Source organism: Hafnia sp. CBA7124 (genome assembly GCF_002355555.1).
Taxonomy (GTDB): domain Bacteria; phylum Pseudomonadota; class Gammaproteobacteria; order Enterobacterales; family Enterobacteriaceae; genus Hafnia; species Hafnia alvei.
The window spans coordinates 403,084-418,999 of sequence record NZ_AP017469.1 but is presented as its reverse complement, the minus strand read 5'-3'; the positions used below and the strand labels follow the sequence as shown (position 1 = coordinate 418,999).

General features: G+C 48.6%; 11 protein-coding genes and 1 tRNA gene. 3 read left to right on the top strand and 9 right to left on the bottom strand.

Going from position 1 to position 15,916, the window contains the following annotated elements; translation table 11 throughout:
• The first annotated feature begins 37 nt into the window (after positions 1–37).
• Positions 38–310 carry an oxidative damage protection protein gene (locus tag CPY98_RS01905; protein WP_025798592.1) on the top strand — a complete coding sequence of 91 codons (273 nt, stop codon included), beginning with the start codon at positions 38–40 and terminating at the stop codon, positions 308–310.
• A gap of 82 nt (positions 311–392) precedes the next feature.
• Entirely contained in the window at positions 393–1,472 is a 1,080-nt protein-coding gene (mltC, locus tag CPY98_RS01900; protein WP_025798590.1) for a membrane-bound lytic murein transglycosylase MltC, read from the top strand.
• 136 nt (positions 1,473–1,608) lie between these two features.
• Here mltC and nikR read toward each other — a convergent pair whose 3' ends face one another.
• From nikR to speFL, 5 genes are all read right to left on the bottom strand, one after another.
• The gene (gene nikR / locus CPY98_RS01895) at positions 1,609–2,070 is read right to left on the bottom strand and encodes a nickel-responsive transcriptional regulator NikR (RefSeq protein WP_025798588.1); all 462 of its coding nucleotides are present in this window, start codon (positions 2,068–2,070) and stop codon (positions 1,609–1,611) included.
• Between the two features lie 76 nt (positions 2,071–2,146).
• On the bottom strand, positions 2,147–2,815 hold the full coding sequence (locus CPY98_RS01890; RefSeq protein ID WP_040046375.1) for a glutathione S-transferase family protein: 669 nt from the start codon (positions 2,813–2,815) through the stop codon (positions 2,147–2,149).
• Between the two features lie 154 nt (positions 2,816–2,969).
• Positions 2,970–4,292, bottom strand: a complete 1,323-nt coding sequence (gene potE / locus CPY98_RS01885) for a putrescine-ornithine antiporter (RefSeq protein WP_025798584.1) — start codon at positions 4,290–4,292, stop codon at positions 2,970–2,972.
• A gap of 118 nt (positions 4,293–4,410) precedes the next feature.
• Complete coding sequence (gene speF, locus CPY98_RS01880; protein ID WP_043490527.1) at positions 4,411–6,573, bottom strand: ornithine decarboxylase SpeF; 2,163 nt, start codon at positions 6,571–6,573, stop codon at positions 4,411–4,413.
• A 326-nt stretch (positions 6,574–6,899) separates the two neighbouring features.
• A complete protein-coding gene (gene speFL, locus CPY98_RS01875) occupies positions 6,900–7,004 on the bottom strand; it encodes a leader peptide SpeFL (protein WP_016361109.1) in 105 nt (34 codons plus the stop codon).
• Between the two features lie 517 nt (positions 7,005–7,521).
• Here speFL and CPY98_RS01870 point away from each other — a divergent pair.
• A tRNA-Phe gene (locus CPY98_RS01870) sits at positions 7,522–7,597 on the top strand.
• Between the two features lie 380 nt (positions 7,598–7,977).
• Here the strand turns inward: CPY98_RS01870 and CPY98_RS01865 are convergent.
• The 4 genes from CPY98_RS01865 to CPY98_RS01850 form a co-directional block, all read right to left on the bottom strand.
• On the bottom strand, positions 7,978–8,925 hold the full coding sequence (locus CPY98_RS01865) for a DUF535 family protein (RefSeq protein ID WP_025802379.1): 948 nt from the start codon (positions 8,923–8,925) through the stop codon (positions 7,978–7,980).
• Positions 8,926–9,197: 272 nt separating this feature from the next.
• On the bottom strand, positions 9,198–11,600 hold the full coding sequence (locus CPY98_RS01860) for a putative virulence factor (RefSeq protein WP_096386138.1): 2,403 nt from the start codon (positions 11,598–11,600) through the stop codon (positions 9,198–9,200).
• On the bottom strand, positions 11,597–14,557 hold the full coding sequence (locus CPY98_RS01855; protein WP_096386136.1) for a virulence factor SrfB: 2,961 nt from the start codon (positions 14,555–14,557) through the stop codon (positions 11,597–11,599). The genes CPY98_RS01860 and CPY98_RS01855 overlap by 4 nt, the downstream gene beginning before the upstream one ends.
• An 18-nt stretch (positions 14,558–14,575) precedes the next feature.
• On the bottom strand, positions 14,576–15,874 hold the full coding sequence (locus CPY98_RS01850) for an SrfA family protein (protein WP_043490490.1): 1,299 nt from the start codon (positions 15,872–15,874) through the stop codon (positions 14,576–14,578).
• Positions 15,875–15,916: the final 42 nt, after the last annotated feature.

Genomic DNA, 15,916 nt, shown 5'->3' with positions numbered 1-15,916 from the left:
AATAAACTGAACCAGGCTCACCACATGAGGAATAATCATGAGTAGAACGATTTTTTGTACATTTCTGAATCAAGAAGCCGAAGGGCAGGATTTCCAGCTATATCCCGGTGAACTGGGTAAGCGGATCTATAACGAAATCTCTAAAGAAGCGTGGTCGCAGTGGATGTCGAAACAAACCATGCTCATCAACGAGAAAAAGCTCAACATGATGAATCCTGACGACCGAAAACTGCTGGAACAGGAAATGGTGAAGTTCCTGTTTGAAGGCCACGACGTGCATATCGAAGGTTACACGCCGCCAAGTCAGTAAGCTTATTAATGAGTATATTGCGGGTTTAATCATGTTAAGCCCGCGATTTGAGACCCATTTTTCATCCAATATGGCTGTGAAGATGAAGAAAGTTTTAGCATTGATCCTGATCGCACCCTTGCTGATCTCTTGTTCTGGAAAGAAAAATACTCAGGACAGCGAAGCCTTTGTTAAAGATACCAATGGTTTCGATATTTTGATGGGACAGTTTGCCCATAACATTGAAAACATTTGGGGCATTAACGAGGTACTGATTGCGGGTCCAAAAGACTACGTAAAATATACCGGTCAATACCTGACACGTAGCCATATCAACTTTGATTCCGGCCAGATCACCATCGAAACCATCTCACCAACCGATCCCGCAGCCAGTTTAAAACAGGCGATCGTGAGCACTTTGCTGATGGGTGACGATCCGGGGTCTATCGATCTCTATTCTGATGTGAACGATATTCAGATCAGTAAAGAACCCTTCCTGTATGGGCAGGTGCTAGATAACACCGGGCAGCCTATTCGCTGGCAGGGGCGCGCCAGTAACTTTGCCGACTATCTGATCCAGCATAAGCTGATGAAACGGACGTCTGGCCTGCACGTGATTTACTCCGTAACCATTCAACTGGTGCCTAACCACTTGGATAAGCGTGCGCATAAATATCTTGGCATGGTGCGCAAAGCCTCTGAAAAATATGGCGTTGATGAGTCATTGATTCTGGCTATTATGCAAACAGAATCCAGCTTTAACCCGTATGCGGTAAGCGGATCGGATGCGCTCGGTCTGATGCAGGTGGTTCAGCACACGGCGGGTAAAGACGTATTCGTGCAGAAAGGGAAATGGGGCACGCCAAGCCGTAGCTATCTGTTTGATCCAGAAAACAATATCGATACAGGTACTGCCTATCTGGCGATTTTGCAGAACAACTATTTGGGTGGTATTCAGAACCCAACTTCACGCCGCTATGCCGTTATTACCGCCTATAACGGCGGTGCCGGTAGCGTGCTGCGCGTGTTCTCCAGCGACCGTAACCGCGCGGTAAGTATCATCAACCAGCTAACGCCGGGTGATGTGTACGAAACGCTAACCAATAAGCACCCATCGGGCGAATCTCGTCGTTATCTATACAAAGTGAACAACGCCCAGAAGAGCTATCGTCGCGGGAAGTAGGTTTTTGCATTAATCCTATCCAGCCTCCCCCTTCGCTGGGGGAGGCTCCGGCCGAGTTATCTATTGAACGCCGAACGGTTACCTTTTCTGCTTAGGAGAGGTTAGGGTTAAATGTGGGAAATGCTATAACTGGAAATTAATCATGATGATGGTGGTGATGCCCTTCCCCATCTTCATGCTGATGTTCATACTCTTCGCCCGGCACAACCAGCAGTTTGCCGTAGCGAACGCCTCGTTCGGCAATCACCTTCTCGGCTAATCCTTTCACTTTTCCCGTCGCGCCTTTCAGCAAGGAAACTTCTAGGCAACTGCCGTGATCGAGATGCACATGCAGGCTTGCAAGGGAGAGATCGTGGTGATCGTGGAAGCTTTTCGTCAGGCGCTTAGAAAGCTCACGCGCTTCATGATCGTAAACGTAAAACAGCGCAGCCACACAGTTGCTGGTTTCATCGTTCGACGTTGGCGTTGCCGTGGCTTGCAGCCCTGCTCGAGCCAAATCACGGATCGCCTCTGAGCGGTTTTGGTAATTACGTTCTTTGATGATGGCATCAATTTCTGCCATCAAATCGTCGTCCAATGAAAGAGTGACTCGTTGCATAAAGTTAATTCCTGAAGCCGTGTAATTCTTCAGAGTATGACATTGTTCCTATGCTGAAAAAAACGACCTCGGTCAGCTAATCCATCAACTCCAGTGGGCCACCTTTCTCTAACGCGAGCAGATAGGCGGGTCTGGCATGCAAACGCTTCAATAAACCACGCGCATGAGGGGCTTTATCTAAACCAGTACGGATATTCATCGCCTCGAGTGGGAAACTCATTTGTATATCAGCCAGACTAAAATGATCGCCAGCAAACCAGTTATTTTTGCTCAGATGATTTTCAATAAAACGAAGATGCGTCGCCAGTTGCTGATCGAGATAACCGCGCTGCACGCCTTTGCCGAGCAGGCTTCCAATTGGGCGAATCAGCCACGGAACCGGCGCTTTTCCCAAACGATTAAAAATCAGCTTCATCACCAATAACGGCATTAACGATCCTTCGGCATAATGCAGCCAGTATCGGTATTGCATGCGCTCTGGTTTTTCTTGTGGCTTTAGCAGCGCCGAATGGTCATAGGTCTCTTGAAGATATTCAAGAATGGCGGCTGATTCCGCAATGGTCCACTCTCCATCAGTCAGAACCGGCGCTTTGCCCAGAGGATGAATTTTCTTCAGCGATTCAGGTGCCAACATAGTTACTGGGTCGCGTTGGTATTGCTCAATCTGATAGGGCAACCCAAGCTCCTCTAGGGTCCAAAGCACACGGTGGGAACGCGAATTGTTAAGATGATGAACCGTAATCATTGGCTAACTCCGCTGGCTGATGTTTTCTAACTATAGACAGCAGTGACAAAATCACACAGAAGATTACGCGCATGAGAAAAAACAAAGAGAGCCACTGATGGGCTCTCTTCATGGGGTAAAACAAGTGTTTAATAAGCTTGATTAAAAACCACTATTAAACATTTTTGTCCTGCATTTCAAAGCGTGGAGAAATAAGACCGTACAGCGTCCATCCTAAGAAGGTCACAATCGCACCGTACATCATGGCTTCTTCGCCAGATGAATAAAGCGCATAGAAGCTATACATCGCACCGATAAACGCGATGATATTCGCCATACGCGCCTTGCTAGGATTAACCTTCGCCACTTTCTGGATAATAACCAACGCCGCCATTGAAAGGATGTACGGAATAATGTTGGTCACCACCGCTAAGTTAACCAACACGTTAAACTGTTTGTTCAACGACGGACTGATGGTCATTAAAGACAGCACGGTCTGGATGATCACGATAACGATCATGCCTTTTACCGGTGCTTCAGCTTTGGTTAATTTAGAGAAAACTTTAGGGAAATAACCTTCATCCGCAGAAGACTTAAATACCTGCGCGATGGTGAACTGCCAACCCAGCAATGAACCTACGCAGGACATAATCATCAGAGCCATGATGATCTTACCCACGCCCGGGGTGAACATTTGGGCAAACGCTAAACCAAACGGCGCGGTTGAGTTAGCCAAATCCATGTTTGGCACAATACCGGCAATCACGTTGGTAGAAACAATATAGATAACCGCTGCGCCTAACGTCCCGCCTAGTACGGCAATGGGAACGTTACGTTCTGGGTTATCAACAACGTCGGTATTCGCACAGGCTGATTCTAAGCCCAAGAATGCCCACAGCGTCATGGCAATAGAAGAACCAACGGCCTCAAATACAGGTAAATGATGCGGGTTCCATGATTGCACGTACATGGTTGGGCTAAACCAGAACCAACCGATAATGGAAATCCCAACCACAGGGATGATTACACCCCAAACGGTCACGCCGCTAATACGGCCAGTGATGCGCGCGCCACCGAAGTTAGCAATAGTCGCCAACCACAGCACGCCGATAGTCGCGATGCAAATGCCCAGAGGGGTAAGGTTCGCTCCCATTAATTCGGTACCGTAACCTACGGCCGAAATGGCGATTGCCACGTTAGCAATCAGCAAAGATACACCGTAGGTGTAATTCGCCATAAAGTTACCGGATTTGCCGAAAGCATATTCCGCATATCCGCCCATACCGCCTGATTTACGGCTAAACATCCCGCATTTAGCAAACGCATAGGCCAAGGCCATCGACCCTAACGCGGTCACCAGCCATGAAACGATGGAAAGCGTACCCACTTCCGCTAATTTGGTCGGCAACATGATGATCCCTGACCCCATCATGTTAACCGCTGTCAAAATTGTGAGCTGAACGACGCCCATTTTGTTACTGCTTTTAGACGTACTCATAAACAATCTCTCTTATGAAATCTATTGGCGGAGAGCTGGAAACGTCGCAGCTCCCCGCTGTTTCTTTTATCGGAAAATCAGTTTCGGCCAGTACCCCTGCCGAGAAAAGATTTCTAATTTATTGTTTAATAACATAACCATAAGCACGTTTACGTCCATCCTCATCCTGTTGGATATAGACACCCTGTAATTCAGGTGCGAACCCTGGCAGCAGGTTAATGCCCTCTTCCAATGCCAAGAAGTAACGCTGTACAGAACCGCCCCAGATTTCACCTGGGACGACGCACAGAACACCTGGAGGATAAGGAAGTGCACCTTCAGCGGCGATGCGGCCTTCAACCTGATTCAGCGCAACCAGTTCAACGTTGCCACGGACAAACTCGATATTTGCCTGCTGTGGATTCATCACCACTTTCGGGAAGTGAGCTTTACGGAACATCTCTTTTTGCAGCTGTTTCACGTTATGGCTGACATACAGGTCATGCATTTCCTGACACAGCTGACGGATGGTGTAACCCTGATAACGTTCTTCGTAGTTTTTGTAGATGGATGGCAACACTTCTGACAGTGGCGCATCTTCTTCTAACAAGCGTTCAAAACGAGCGATTTGCGCGACAAGATGCTGCATCTTCGCCATATCTTCCGCAGGCGTCATCAGGAACAGGATTGAGTTCAGGTCACATTTTTCAGGGACAATGCCATTCTCACGCAGGAAGTTGGCAAGGATAGTCGCTGGAACACCAAACTTATCGTATTCACCGGTTTGCACGTTGATACCCGGCGTGGTCAGCATCAGTTTGCATGGGTCTACAAAGTACTGATGTTCTGCATAGCCTTCAAATGAGTGCCAGCGTTCGCCAGGGATGAAGTCGAAGAAGCGCAGATCGTTAGCCATTTCTTCGGTATCAAAATCTTCCCATTTACGGCCATCGATGGTTGCAGGAACGAACGGACGAATGTGTTTGCAGAGTTTTAACAACAGCTTACGTGTTTCGATACCGACTTTAACGCAGTCCATCCACATGCGTTTTCCGCTTTCGCCTTCATGCATCTTGGCGTTCACATCAAGCGCAGCAAACAATGGATAGAATGGGCTGGTTGACGCATGCATCATGAAAGCATTGTTCATGCGTTTATGATTTACATAGCGATCTTGGCCTTTGATATGTTTATCTTTTTTGTGGATCTGTGAAGTCTGAGAGAAACCAGCCTGTTGTTTATGAACGGACTGAGTCACCAAAATACCAGGATCGTTTTCATTCAGCTCTAACAGCAGAGGAGAACAATCATTCATCATTGGAATGAACTGTTCGTAGCCTACCCATGCAGAGTCAAACAGGATGTAGTCACACAGATGACCAATTTTATCAACGACTTGGCGGGCGTTATAGATAGTACCGTCGTAGGTACCTAACTGAATAACCGCTAAACGGAATGGGCGTTTTTCTGAAGAGCGTTCTGGAGCCACTTCACGCACTAAATCACGCAGGTATTTCTCTTCAAAACAATGGGAATCAATACCACCGATAAAGCCAAACGGGTTACGCGCAGTTTCCAAATATACCGGTGTTGCGCCCGCCTGAATTAACGCACCGTGGTGGTTAGATTTATGGTTGTTACGGTCAAATAACACTAAATCGCCCGGAGCCAACAACGCATTCAGCACCACTTTGTTCGAAGAAGAAGTCCCGTTTAAGACGAAGTAAGTTTTATCGGCGTTAAAGACTTTGGCCGCATGCATCTGCGCGGTGCAAGGAGCGCCTTCATGGATAAGCAGGTCACCCATTGATACGTCAGCGTTACACAGGTCAGAACGGAATAATGTTTCACCAAAGTAATCAAAGAACTGACGGCCTGCAGGGTGGCGACGGAAGAACTGGCCGCCTTGATGTCCTGGGCAGTCAAATGCGGCGTTACCTTGCTGCACATATTCAACGAGGCTACCAAAGAAAGGAGGTAAAACGTCTTTCTCATATTTAACCGCAGCGGCCTCGAGCTGTTTACCGTAGAAATCAACGTTGCCATCGCACAGCTCAAACACGCCAGTAACACGCGGCAGCACTTCTGCTGGTAATTCTTCTTCGCAGCAAACGGCCACAAAAACAGGAATACCGAAGCCTGTTTGCTCAATCGTATCCAGCGTGCCTGAAACCGCATCTTCCACAGAAATAACGGCAGCGGATACATCAGTAAAGTTAGTATTATTAATATCTACAGTTTCACGTTCAGTACTAAAGCATTCAGAGGTGTTGGTATTAACTGCTATTTTTAATTTTTCCATTTTATTTATGGTCTCTTATTTTATTAATAGTCATTAATTTAGGGTAAAGCAAAGCCGTCAGATATTCCCCTTAGGGATCCGAAGCGTCATTATTTTTTAAAGGCAATATTACCCTGCAATAATTCAGGTTATTGAATTACTGGAATAGGTAGATAAATGCCAGGTGGCTAAGCCACCAGATTGGCGCATGAGTTGATTGGGATAGTCAAAATCTGCTTACCGAATTATGGATAAAACTAGACTATTCAGCTAGATACTAGATTCACCAACAAATGAGATCGGGCAAGCATGACGATCCGCAACAACGGACGCCGTAGGAGGGGGGATTATTTAGAGTTGAAAAGGTGAAAGTCAAAGCAGCTACGATGGGCCATCATCATCAGATGAGTGACGCGTCGGATATGCGGCATAGCTTTATTGTTATTTTCCATTTCCTATTTCCTCTTTATGTGGAAACCGAGGACATTGTAACCTGTGCGATTATGTAAACCGTGATATTTATCACTATTACGAGGTATATAATAAATAAAAAAATATTATTGTCCAGCCTTGAATGCATATTTAAGCATCGCTAATAGTTAGTAATATGTAACGAATTCCTTTTATCTGTATTATTAAAATAAATCCTATCATTAAAGGAATTCGGCAACATTGAATTTTTTAGCTTATACAAATAATGCGGTTTTATTATAAATTGATAAGTAATTGTAAAAAATATGTTTTGTAATTAACTTCCTCAAAATGTTTGATATGACTTTTTAAGTCAAAAAAGTGCTTAAAAATTCATCTTATGAATTGAGATTACAAGGCATATAATTTTAAGCCATGGTATTTGTCTGCCAAGATCCGCGTCTCATCGCCAGTAATGCGTCATTATTGAGCGCTTAAACCATGAAAGTGATAAATTTATTGACGCGGCGCCGCTGATACGGTTTAATGCGCCCCGTTGCCCGGATAGCTCAGTCGGTAGAGCAGGGGATTGAAAATCCCCGTGTCCTTGGTTCGATTCCGAGTCCGGGCACCACTATTTAAAGAAACCAGCCTACGGGCTGGTTTTTTGCTTTCTAGCGTACGGACTCTTCATCGAACTTCGTTCGATTATTCGCCGCCAGCGGCTCACCCTACGGGCCAACGGCAAAGCCGTTGTTCAAACGCCTTCGGCGTTAGTCCGAGTCCGGGCACCACTATTTAAAGAAACCAGCCTACGGGCTGGTTTTTTGCTTTCTAGCATACGGACTCTTCATCGAACTCCGTTCGATTATTCGCCGCCAGCGGCTCACCCTACGGGCCAACGGCAAAGCCGTTGTTCAAACGCCTTCGGCGTTAGTCCGAGTCCGGATATCTCTAGAATATAAAAAACCCGCCAATGGCGGGTTTTTTATCTAAACTAAATCGCGTTATTTCTCACAATGTTTGCTGGCTCAGCACCGCATCATCTTCATTCGCGGTTATAGCCTTAGCGCCAGCTGCATAGCGCTGTAAGTTACGGGAAACGGCATCGGTAACGCCTTCACGCAGCGCTTCGCGCTTACGGAACGCAGAACGATGCTGGCTTTTTACCGTTTCAATATCGCGCTCTGGCTCGCTTTTAGGTAAGCAGTACCATCCTTGCCTATTTAACTCGCCACCACACTCAAGCCAAAAATTATCGTAGCTCGATTTCAAATGTTGGCTTTTGATATGTGCTTTATTCGCCACACCAGCGATGGTTGAAATATGAAAATGCTGTGCCAACGCATATAGCGCCGAAATAAGCAGGTTTTTAGGACGCATACCATGCATCAGCTTAGTCATGCTTTTAACAATTTCTGCGCCGTTTTCAGTGTTCGGCCCCTGCAATCCTGAGAGATAAAGCTCACCTTTCGGCCCAAAAGAAAACGTCAGGCCATAAACATCTTCTTGATTCTCATTAAACAGGTATAAGCCAAGATCCCCTTCACGCGTGAATCTGGAGCGCATGAGTTTCAGCTGAGCAATATCACCGCTCTTAAGCTCGATATCAGCCAGAACAATACCGTCGTTATCTGCTGAATAGAGTATTTCTAGCGCTTTACGTGAAAAAGCATGTTCAATGACATCCAGCGTTTTCATCGCAGTACGTAGTTTCTGTTTACCAGACCACTTGCGATTGAGGTACTTGTTTACGGGTCTTTTGATGAAAGGATGCGAAATAGTATTCGTTACAGGATTCAACAATTGAGCACTGTAATATTCATTACACATCTTTTTATATTTGATGTACTCAAACGTTGGCATTGCAGCAATGCGACAACCAAGCTTAACGGAATCATAGCCTGTATTTAGTGAACGCCAGAGCCCACTCTGGTGCCGCCATTTTTTGAAAAAGCTCATATTGGCCCCAACAAATTAGTGATAGTTAGAGATCTCAGCGGTATAAACCAGACAGATGGGAAAAACCGAGATGAATTTGGTTACAAGTTTGAGCTATGAAAATTCAACAGAATATAAACGAAAAGAGGTTTACCCGCGTATGGCGCCAATACAGCGGGAAGATAATGAAACAATCCCTTACTGCAGATGAAAATATCGAAACATTCTGCGGTGATTATTATTTCACCTAGTAGAAAGGAAAAGCTTAAGGTTCATCCGTGAACCTATTCGGATTATGCTGCAAGCGCCTCTACGATTCTCCTCAGCTGCATTTCTTGCTGCTGGCTAAGCTCAAGAGCCGCAGAATATCCTTGGTTTTGGATAATCATCTCGCTTAAGCCCACCAGCCAATCGTAAATATAAAAACCTGTATTGTTCGATGGTGCCGCCGAAAGCTTAGTTAAGCGTTGGGATTTACCCCACCCCGCCGCGTTCATGGCTGGCGGTTTTGCAAATATCTTTTGCCCACGGTTCACACGGCTATCCGGCTTTTTCGCTTCCGCTACGTTTTGGAAGCCTAGCCACGCCACAAAATTACCTAACACGCCGAGCACACGGGACACTTGTCGGTCGGCCAGCATCTGATTATCCACCCCAGCCAGCTCGGTATTAAATAACGTTTGCGACAGCGAACGCGGGATCTCCATACGGACGCTGGCCGTAATAAGCTCTTGCAAGAGAAGCTCTAGCTCCGGTTTTGCAACGCCAAGTAACGTTAATAGCGCGCCGTTTTCAGATAAATTGCGTAGATGGTTCACCCAATATTGATAGGCCTGCGTGGCAAAATTGCCCTCGGGTAACGCCTGCTGCTCTATCGCGCTCGGCTCGGACACCAGGTCTGCCACCAAATCAATATTCATTTCAATACCAAACGGATCGCCATTCATAATCGGTAATGCATTTTCGCCACTGTTCATCGCTGATTCAGTGACAAACCGCTGCTGTAGCCGTTGTTGTAAATAAAGGCGTCGAAGCTCATCACGGGTTGGTAGCAGGCGTTCCAGAAGTTCTCCATGCACACCGGTGCGCGTTTGCAGGGTTTTCAACAGAATCTGTGCAATACGCTGTTTTTCTTGCTCTTCTTGTTGCTCGCTTAATAACAGCCAATTTCCTAACAAATTCTCAGCCAGCTCTCGGCGCAGCGCCTCTAACTTCATCGTTAGCTGCCTCAAGGTTGCGTCACTGTTTGCCTCGGTGGCTAAGTAGTCCACCATCCGGCGCACACCGCTTTTATCCGTAACCAGCATTGATCCCCAGCTATCACCGGGTAAACCGACATGGCGCTGCACGGCCTCATCGTAATTTTTACCCTGTGTGACCCGTTGGTCGAAGGCGGTAAGTGCCCAAATCAGCGTCGGCTTACGATGTTCGGCATCACTGCGCATAGCTTTTGCCCAATGAGCCAAAACTTTGCCCGCGCTATGAGTCTGAGATCGCGCCGTTGCCGCCGTACATACCATTAATGCTGCAATTTGCTGATTATCGGCATAGCGTTCTAGCAGCCCGTAAACCTTGGCCTGCTGCAAAACATGAAGCAGTGAGCATGAGGGTTCGAATTCGCTTTCAAGTGACTGCCCTAAGCCGGGGATATCCAGCACGTCCATCTGCTGAAACTGAGCCTCACGTGGCGTACCTGCCAGCGGCAGCGTTATCTCACGCGCCAGCATCGATAGCTCAGAAATGGACAGCTCAACCGGCTTCATGGTTTTCCCCTTCACCAGCGGGCAAACCTGCACGCTGAAATCGAGCGGCGAATTAGCGTTGCTTAGCACATCAACGCTGAGTAGACCTTCCGTCGGCAGCTGCATATCATCCACCAGAACGCTGAGCGGAGCAGCTACGCGCTCAACGCTGGATAAGCGCTGCAAGATATGCCCCAAACCAACGTACGCTGCGGTCAGTTCTTCCTGCTCAGACCATAATAACGAGAACAGGCGAGCGCGATTATCCACGCTCAAATACGGCGCGAGCCGCACCGCCGAAGGCCAAAAGTAGCGATCCAAAGTTTTACCGCGTGCGCCAATACGGCGATTCACCGCATCCCATAGCGCAACCGCATCGTCCTCGCTAAATCCGGCTACAGGCTCAGGCAAACATAGCGCCGACAAGGCGGAAAGGTGATCGGCAATGAACTCCTCGTCACGCTCTTGATCAGCCTCGTCGGATGAAAAATCATGAATAAAAGCATCAACCATGACTTTCGCCAGCTCATACTCAGCCAGCATGGCGATCTCGATCGGGAAATCATGGTTATTGATTCCGGCTCGATGAGTGAATCTGGTGACCACACCACAGGCCTGATTACCTGGATTGATATGGCTATCAAAATCCAGCGTGCGTCCAGCCAAATTCAAGGCTAATTGGCCAGACTCATCCGCCGCAAGCGCACTAATCAGATAGGATTTTCCCGCCTGTGACAGGCCAAAAAAACCGATGCTTGGAAAATGCTGCGGTAGCTCTTGCATCGACACTGCCTGATACCGGCAGCGATGCAGTTTTACACGTAGGCTATCAGCCTCAATATCTAATCTCGGTGAGTGCTGACGCGTGCTCTCTAGCCAATCAAGGGCGAGATCGACATGCTGCGTGATAACCTGAAGCTGGTTATTAATTTGTTTTGAATTCAATGGTTTCATTGGCTAAATACGCTCCCACTGTCGATCCAATAATGGGTGCTATCCGATAAAGTGTTCAGTTTTAGTTTTAAGTGATGCAAAGGAACAGGCGTGCCGTCATCCAGCGTCACCTCAGCCAGCTTGAAGCGTTCCGGCCCTTGTTCTGGGCTTTCCGCTTCGGTCGCTAACCTCACGTTCAGCACGCTCTCGCCCGCCACTTTGCGCGCCAGCTGTTGATCAGCAATAGATAAGCGATATAGCGGCGACGCAGGCCAACGATCGTTGTCGAGCTGGCGGAACCCCAAACACACGGGGCCACGCATTTGGAATGAACCTTCGCTTGGTAGCTCAAAATCAGGATTATCGAGATCGATATCGCTATAGCAAACGTCGCTGGTCATCAATGACTGGTTACCATCCAGCGTGCCGAGATAGCACACCGTCGAGTAGGGCTGGAAATCTCCGGCTTTGCAGTTGAACGTTGCCAAGCGCAAATTCACCGCCAGCAAGCAGAGCATCGCCCCCACCGCGGCGGTAGATTTCGGGTTATCAATGCGCCCGCGCTTATTAAATGGATACCATTCACTGGTGTGATATCCATCAAGCGGCAAAATGCGGTTGATCGGCAAAGGCTGCAAATGGCGGAATAGCGCCTGAATGCCTGGGAATCGCGAAGGGCGCCCTGTCAGAAGCAACACATCGCAGGAATACAGCGCCACCACTTCACACAGCGAGCGCAGATGCTGCGTGATGCGCATGCGCGGGGACAGAAACTCCGCGTGGAGTTTGCTTAGCTTGAGGATCAGCGGAACCTGCAAAATATCAAAAGGTACCGCATCAGCAGGCTGAGCTCGCTGTACGTCATTATTAATATATTCCTGCACTTTAACCGTTGGCACTTGGGACAAAAGCTCGCCAAAGGTCGCATCAATTTCAGCAGCGGCATCCAACGGGTCGTAACGTTCGTAGGACTCAAGAATAGCGCGCCCAATCGGGCTAAATACCTGCAACGTCGCCTGCTGGCGTAGCGCAGAAATACTGCCATCACCAAATAGCTTGTTCATCAGCTCATCACTGTCGGCAACGCCCGCCTTTCGGCATGCGTTCTGCAAGGCAGGCAGCACATATAAGCGAATGACATCTAACAAAATATCGTCGCCTGCTAGCTTGAAGCCCTCACGGAAGAGCAAACGCGGAATAATTTTGACGTTGCTGCCAGCCCCATCGTCTAAACGGTACTGGGTAATCGCTAAGTCGGTGGTGCCGCCGCCGATATCAATCGACGCAATACGCAGCGTTTTTCCGGCAACTTCACCTTCCGCCAGCTCGCGGTCAGTTCGTGCCTGACTGGCAAAAAACTCTTCGCTACAGCCGCCAAAATTGACCTGAGTTTCGTTATACAGATACACCATCTGCCCACAGGTCGCTTCGTCCCATTCCATCTGCACGTCAGGCACCGGCACCGTGCTTTCAGCCCGATCGGCTTCGCTGGAGAAATCATGGTCAGCCGGATGCCAGCTCATACTTTTCCACACCAAACCAATGGCTTGATACATACGGCGGCGGAAGATTTCGCGCTCAGGTTTTGGCATGGCAGAAGGCAAGGTCAAAATAATGCTGCGCAGCTGACGAGGCGCTGAGGAATGCGTCATTTTCAGGCGTTGGGCAACGCTGTTTATCTGCATTAGTGCCTGCGCCAATAGCTCAGACAACATAAACGTCATCAGTGAGCTGCGGCTGTAGTGCGCTGAAAATACCGGTAAACGCTCATCTAATGGCTGGTCGTAGAGCGGCTGTCCCTGATCGTTTAACAAAAACGTCAGTGGAAGCGCGGTTGCAGACGGCTCTTGCTGGGCTTGGTTCAGCGTATTAAAGCGCCAACCATGTAGATACTCTTCTTCATCCCATAGATAGCGACGTGGGCTTGAAAGCCCCGTTGAACCTTCGGTGCCCATTCGCTGCAACGCCATGCGGCTGGCCTCTCGGCCAACGCGCACAATCGACGGCCAGACGAACGCCTGTTCGCGCCCGCTTTCTACGGAAAAATTACGCTTACCAAACTCGGCCTGTGAAAACTCGACGCGGCTATCAAACAGCTCGTTATACACATAATGTGGCTGGCTGAGGTCACGCAGGTTCAGCTCGTAGGTTTGTTTCAGACCATTGAGCTCATCAAGGTGGTCTTCTACCAAAATGCCGCAGGTGTGGGAGTTCCCAACATCCATAATCAAATCAACATGAACGGTGGGTTCTTGCAGCGTACTAGTATTGAGCTTAACGGTAGGCACATTGAGCTGTTTGCCGAGCAGATACAGGATATTCAAGTAGTGCGCCTGATACTCAAACTCGCGTAGCGCGGTTTGGATGCCGACAGAATGCCGATCCTCCTGCTGTATCGCTTGTTGAGTGAAAACCTCACGCAGCCAGCCATCCACCCAAGTCAGGTCGAGGAATTCAGCCAGTTCTTCGCTGCGATAGGCCAGAGCGAAACCCGCGCCGCTTTTGACATCATTTTCACTCGGTTGCAGGGATTCATTATTGTGGCCATCGGCTGAAATAGCCGTATCAAACGCCATGCATACGCGATAGGTATTCCCATCACGATCGGGCTTATCTAGCGCTATAACCTGCATTCGCGCCCAGTTGTCAGGCCCACCTAAAAACGTACGCGGAGGATTAAAACGGAAAAAAGGCAACGGCAGCCAGATCCCATTCAGCAATTGAAGCGACTGCTCCAACGAAATGCTCGATTCGGGCTTGACCCGTTCTGGCGGCGTGCCAGCTGGCGCGGGCAGCCAATAAGTATCGCTTTCAGCATTGTGCAGTAAACGCAGCAGGGGTCCATTCGCCGTTTGGCGTACAAATTTACCGGGGAGCTCCGCCGTGAAATTGGGCTTGAGGGCAAAATCCAAAAACTGAATGCCGCTGTTCTGAATGAGCGCAACCTGATGCTTGTAATCGGTGATGGTGGCTAACATGGTTTTATTCATCCATTTTTACTGAGATGACTTGCTGATGCGCGTCATATTGATTGGCAAGATAGTGTCGGCGTCATAGCGCCCATTGCAGTCGGCCACGCCGTTTTCACCCGACTTACAAATCAACTGTGGGATTTTGTAACGCGAGCCATCGCTGCATTTGGCCTTGGCGCGGCTATCGACGACTAAACTTCCCGAGCTCATAAGCCCCACGGTGACACTGGCATTACAGCTGATACCATCACCATGGATGATTTTCACGCTGCCTTTGCTGTTTTTAATCTGATAAACCAAGCTCGGAGGCTTACCAAGGCGCGGAGTTTTAATGTCCAGACTGGCGCGCCATTTGCCATTCATAAAACGCGTCGAACCTAATTTCACCGCCTCAGCGGGCATCACCAACGCGTCTGCGGATACCGCTGTTTTTTGTACTTCGACAGGCTTCACCTCAGGCGTTTTTACCACTTCAACCACCGGCGTTGGTGTTGGTGCAGCTATATGCGCAACGGGTAAATGCGTTTTTGGTGCAGCGGCACGGGATGACAGAGCGCGTTTTTCATTCTCAGGGGCGGATTTCTTTACCGCCTCAGAGGATTTCACCACCGGTTTCGGCGCATCGTTTTTGGCTCGAATTTGGAAGAAAAGAATTCCCAGCACCACCAGCGCCAGCGGTAACCACCACAGCTGGCGCCACTCTCTGCGGCGTACCACTTTGCTAGGTTCCGTTGCTGCTGTATCGCTATTCTGCGGTGCTTGTTCGGTTGGTTTTGGTGTGGGGATGGCGAGAGGTTTCGGTATTTCAGTGGCTATATTTTTACTTGGCGCAGCGTCGCCCTGCGCGGCTCTCAGGCAATCAAAAGCATCGGATCTGGATTTTTTATCCAGATTCACAAAGCCCCAAAAAGTGAGCACGGGTTTGCCATCCACCAAGAAAACATGATTCGCACCAGGAAACTGCATGGCTTTCGCTAGCAAAATACCGAACAGGCGCAAAGCCGATTTCTCTGACTGTTGGGCTTTCTGGCTGAGTTCATTCACCGTTTGCTGGCAATGTTCCAACTGGCTCAGCGCAGAGGCGCGCTCTTCATCGCTCGCAGCGATCCACGAGGTTATTTTCCCTGAGATGGGCGCGTACCAATCAATGCGATCGCCGCCTTCATTAGGCTGTGGGATCGCCAACATATCGGCGATACTTTGCTGATGACGCAGGCGTAGCGTTTCTCTTAGCTGTAGCGCTGAAGCGTAAACAGGCTGGCCGTTTTCGCCCAACGCGAGAAAATCATCCAAGCTGCCGCTGCGTAATAATTGTTTTGCCACGAAATAACCCTTTGATAGACGTCTGACTACAACCGCTACTTT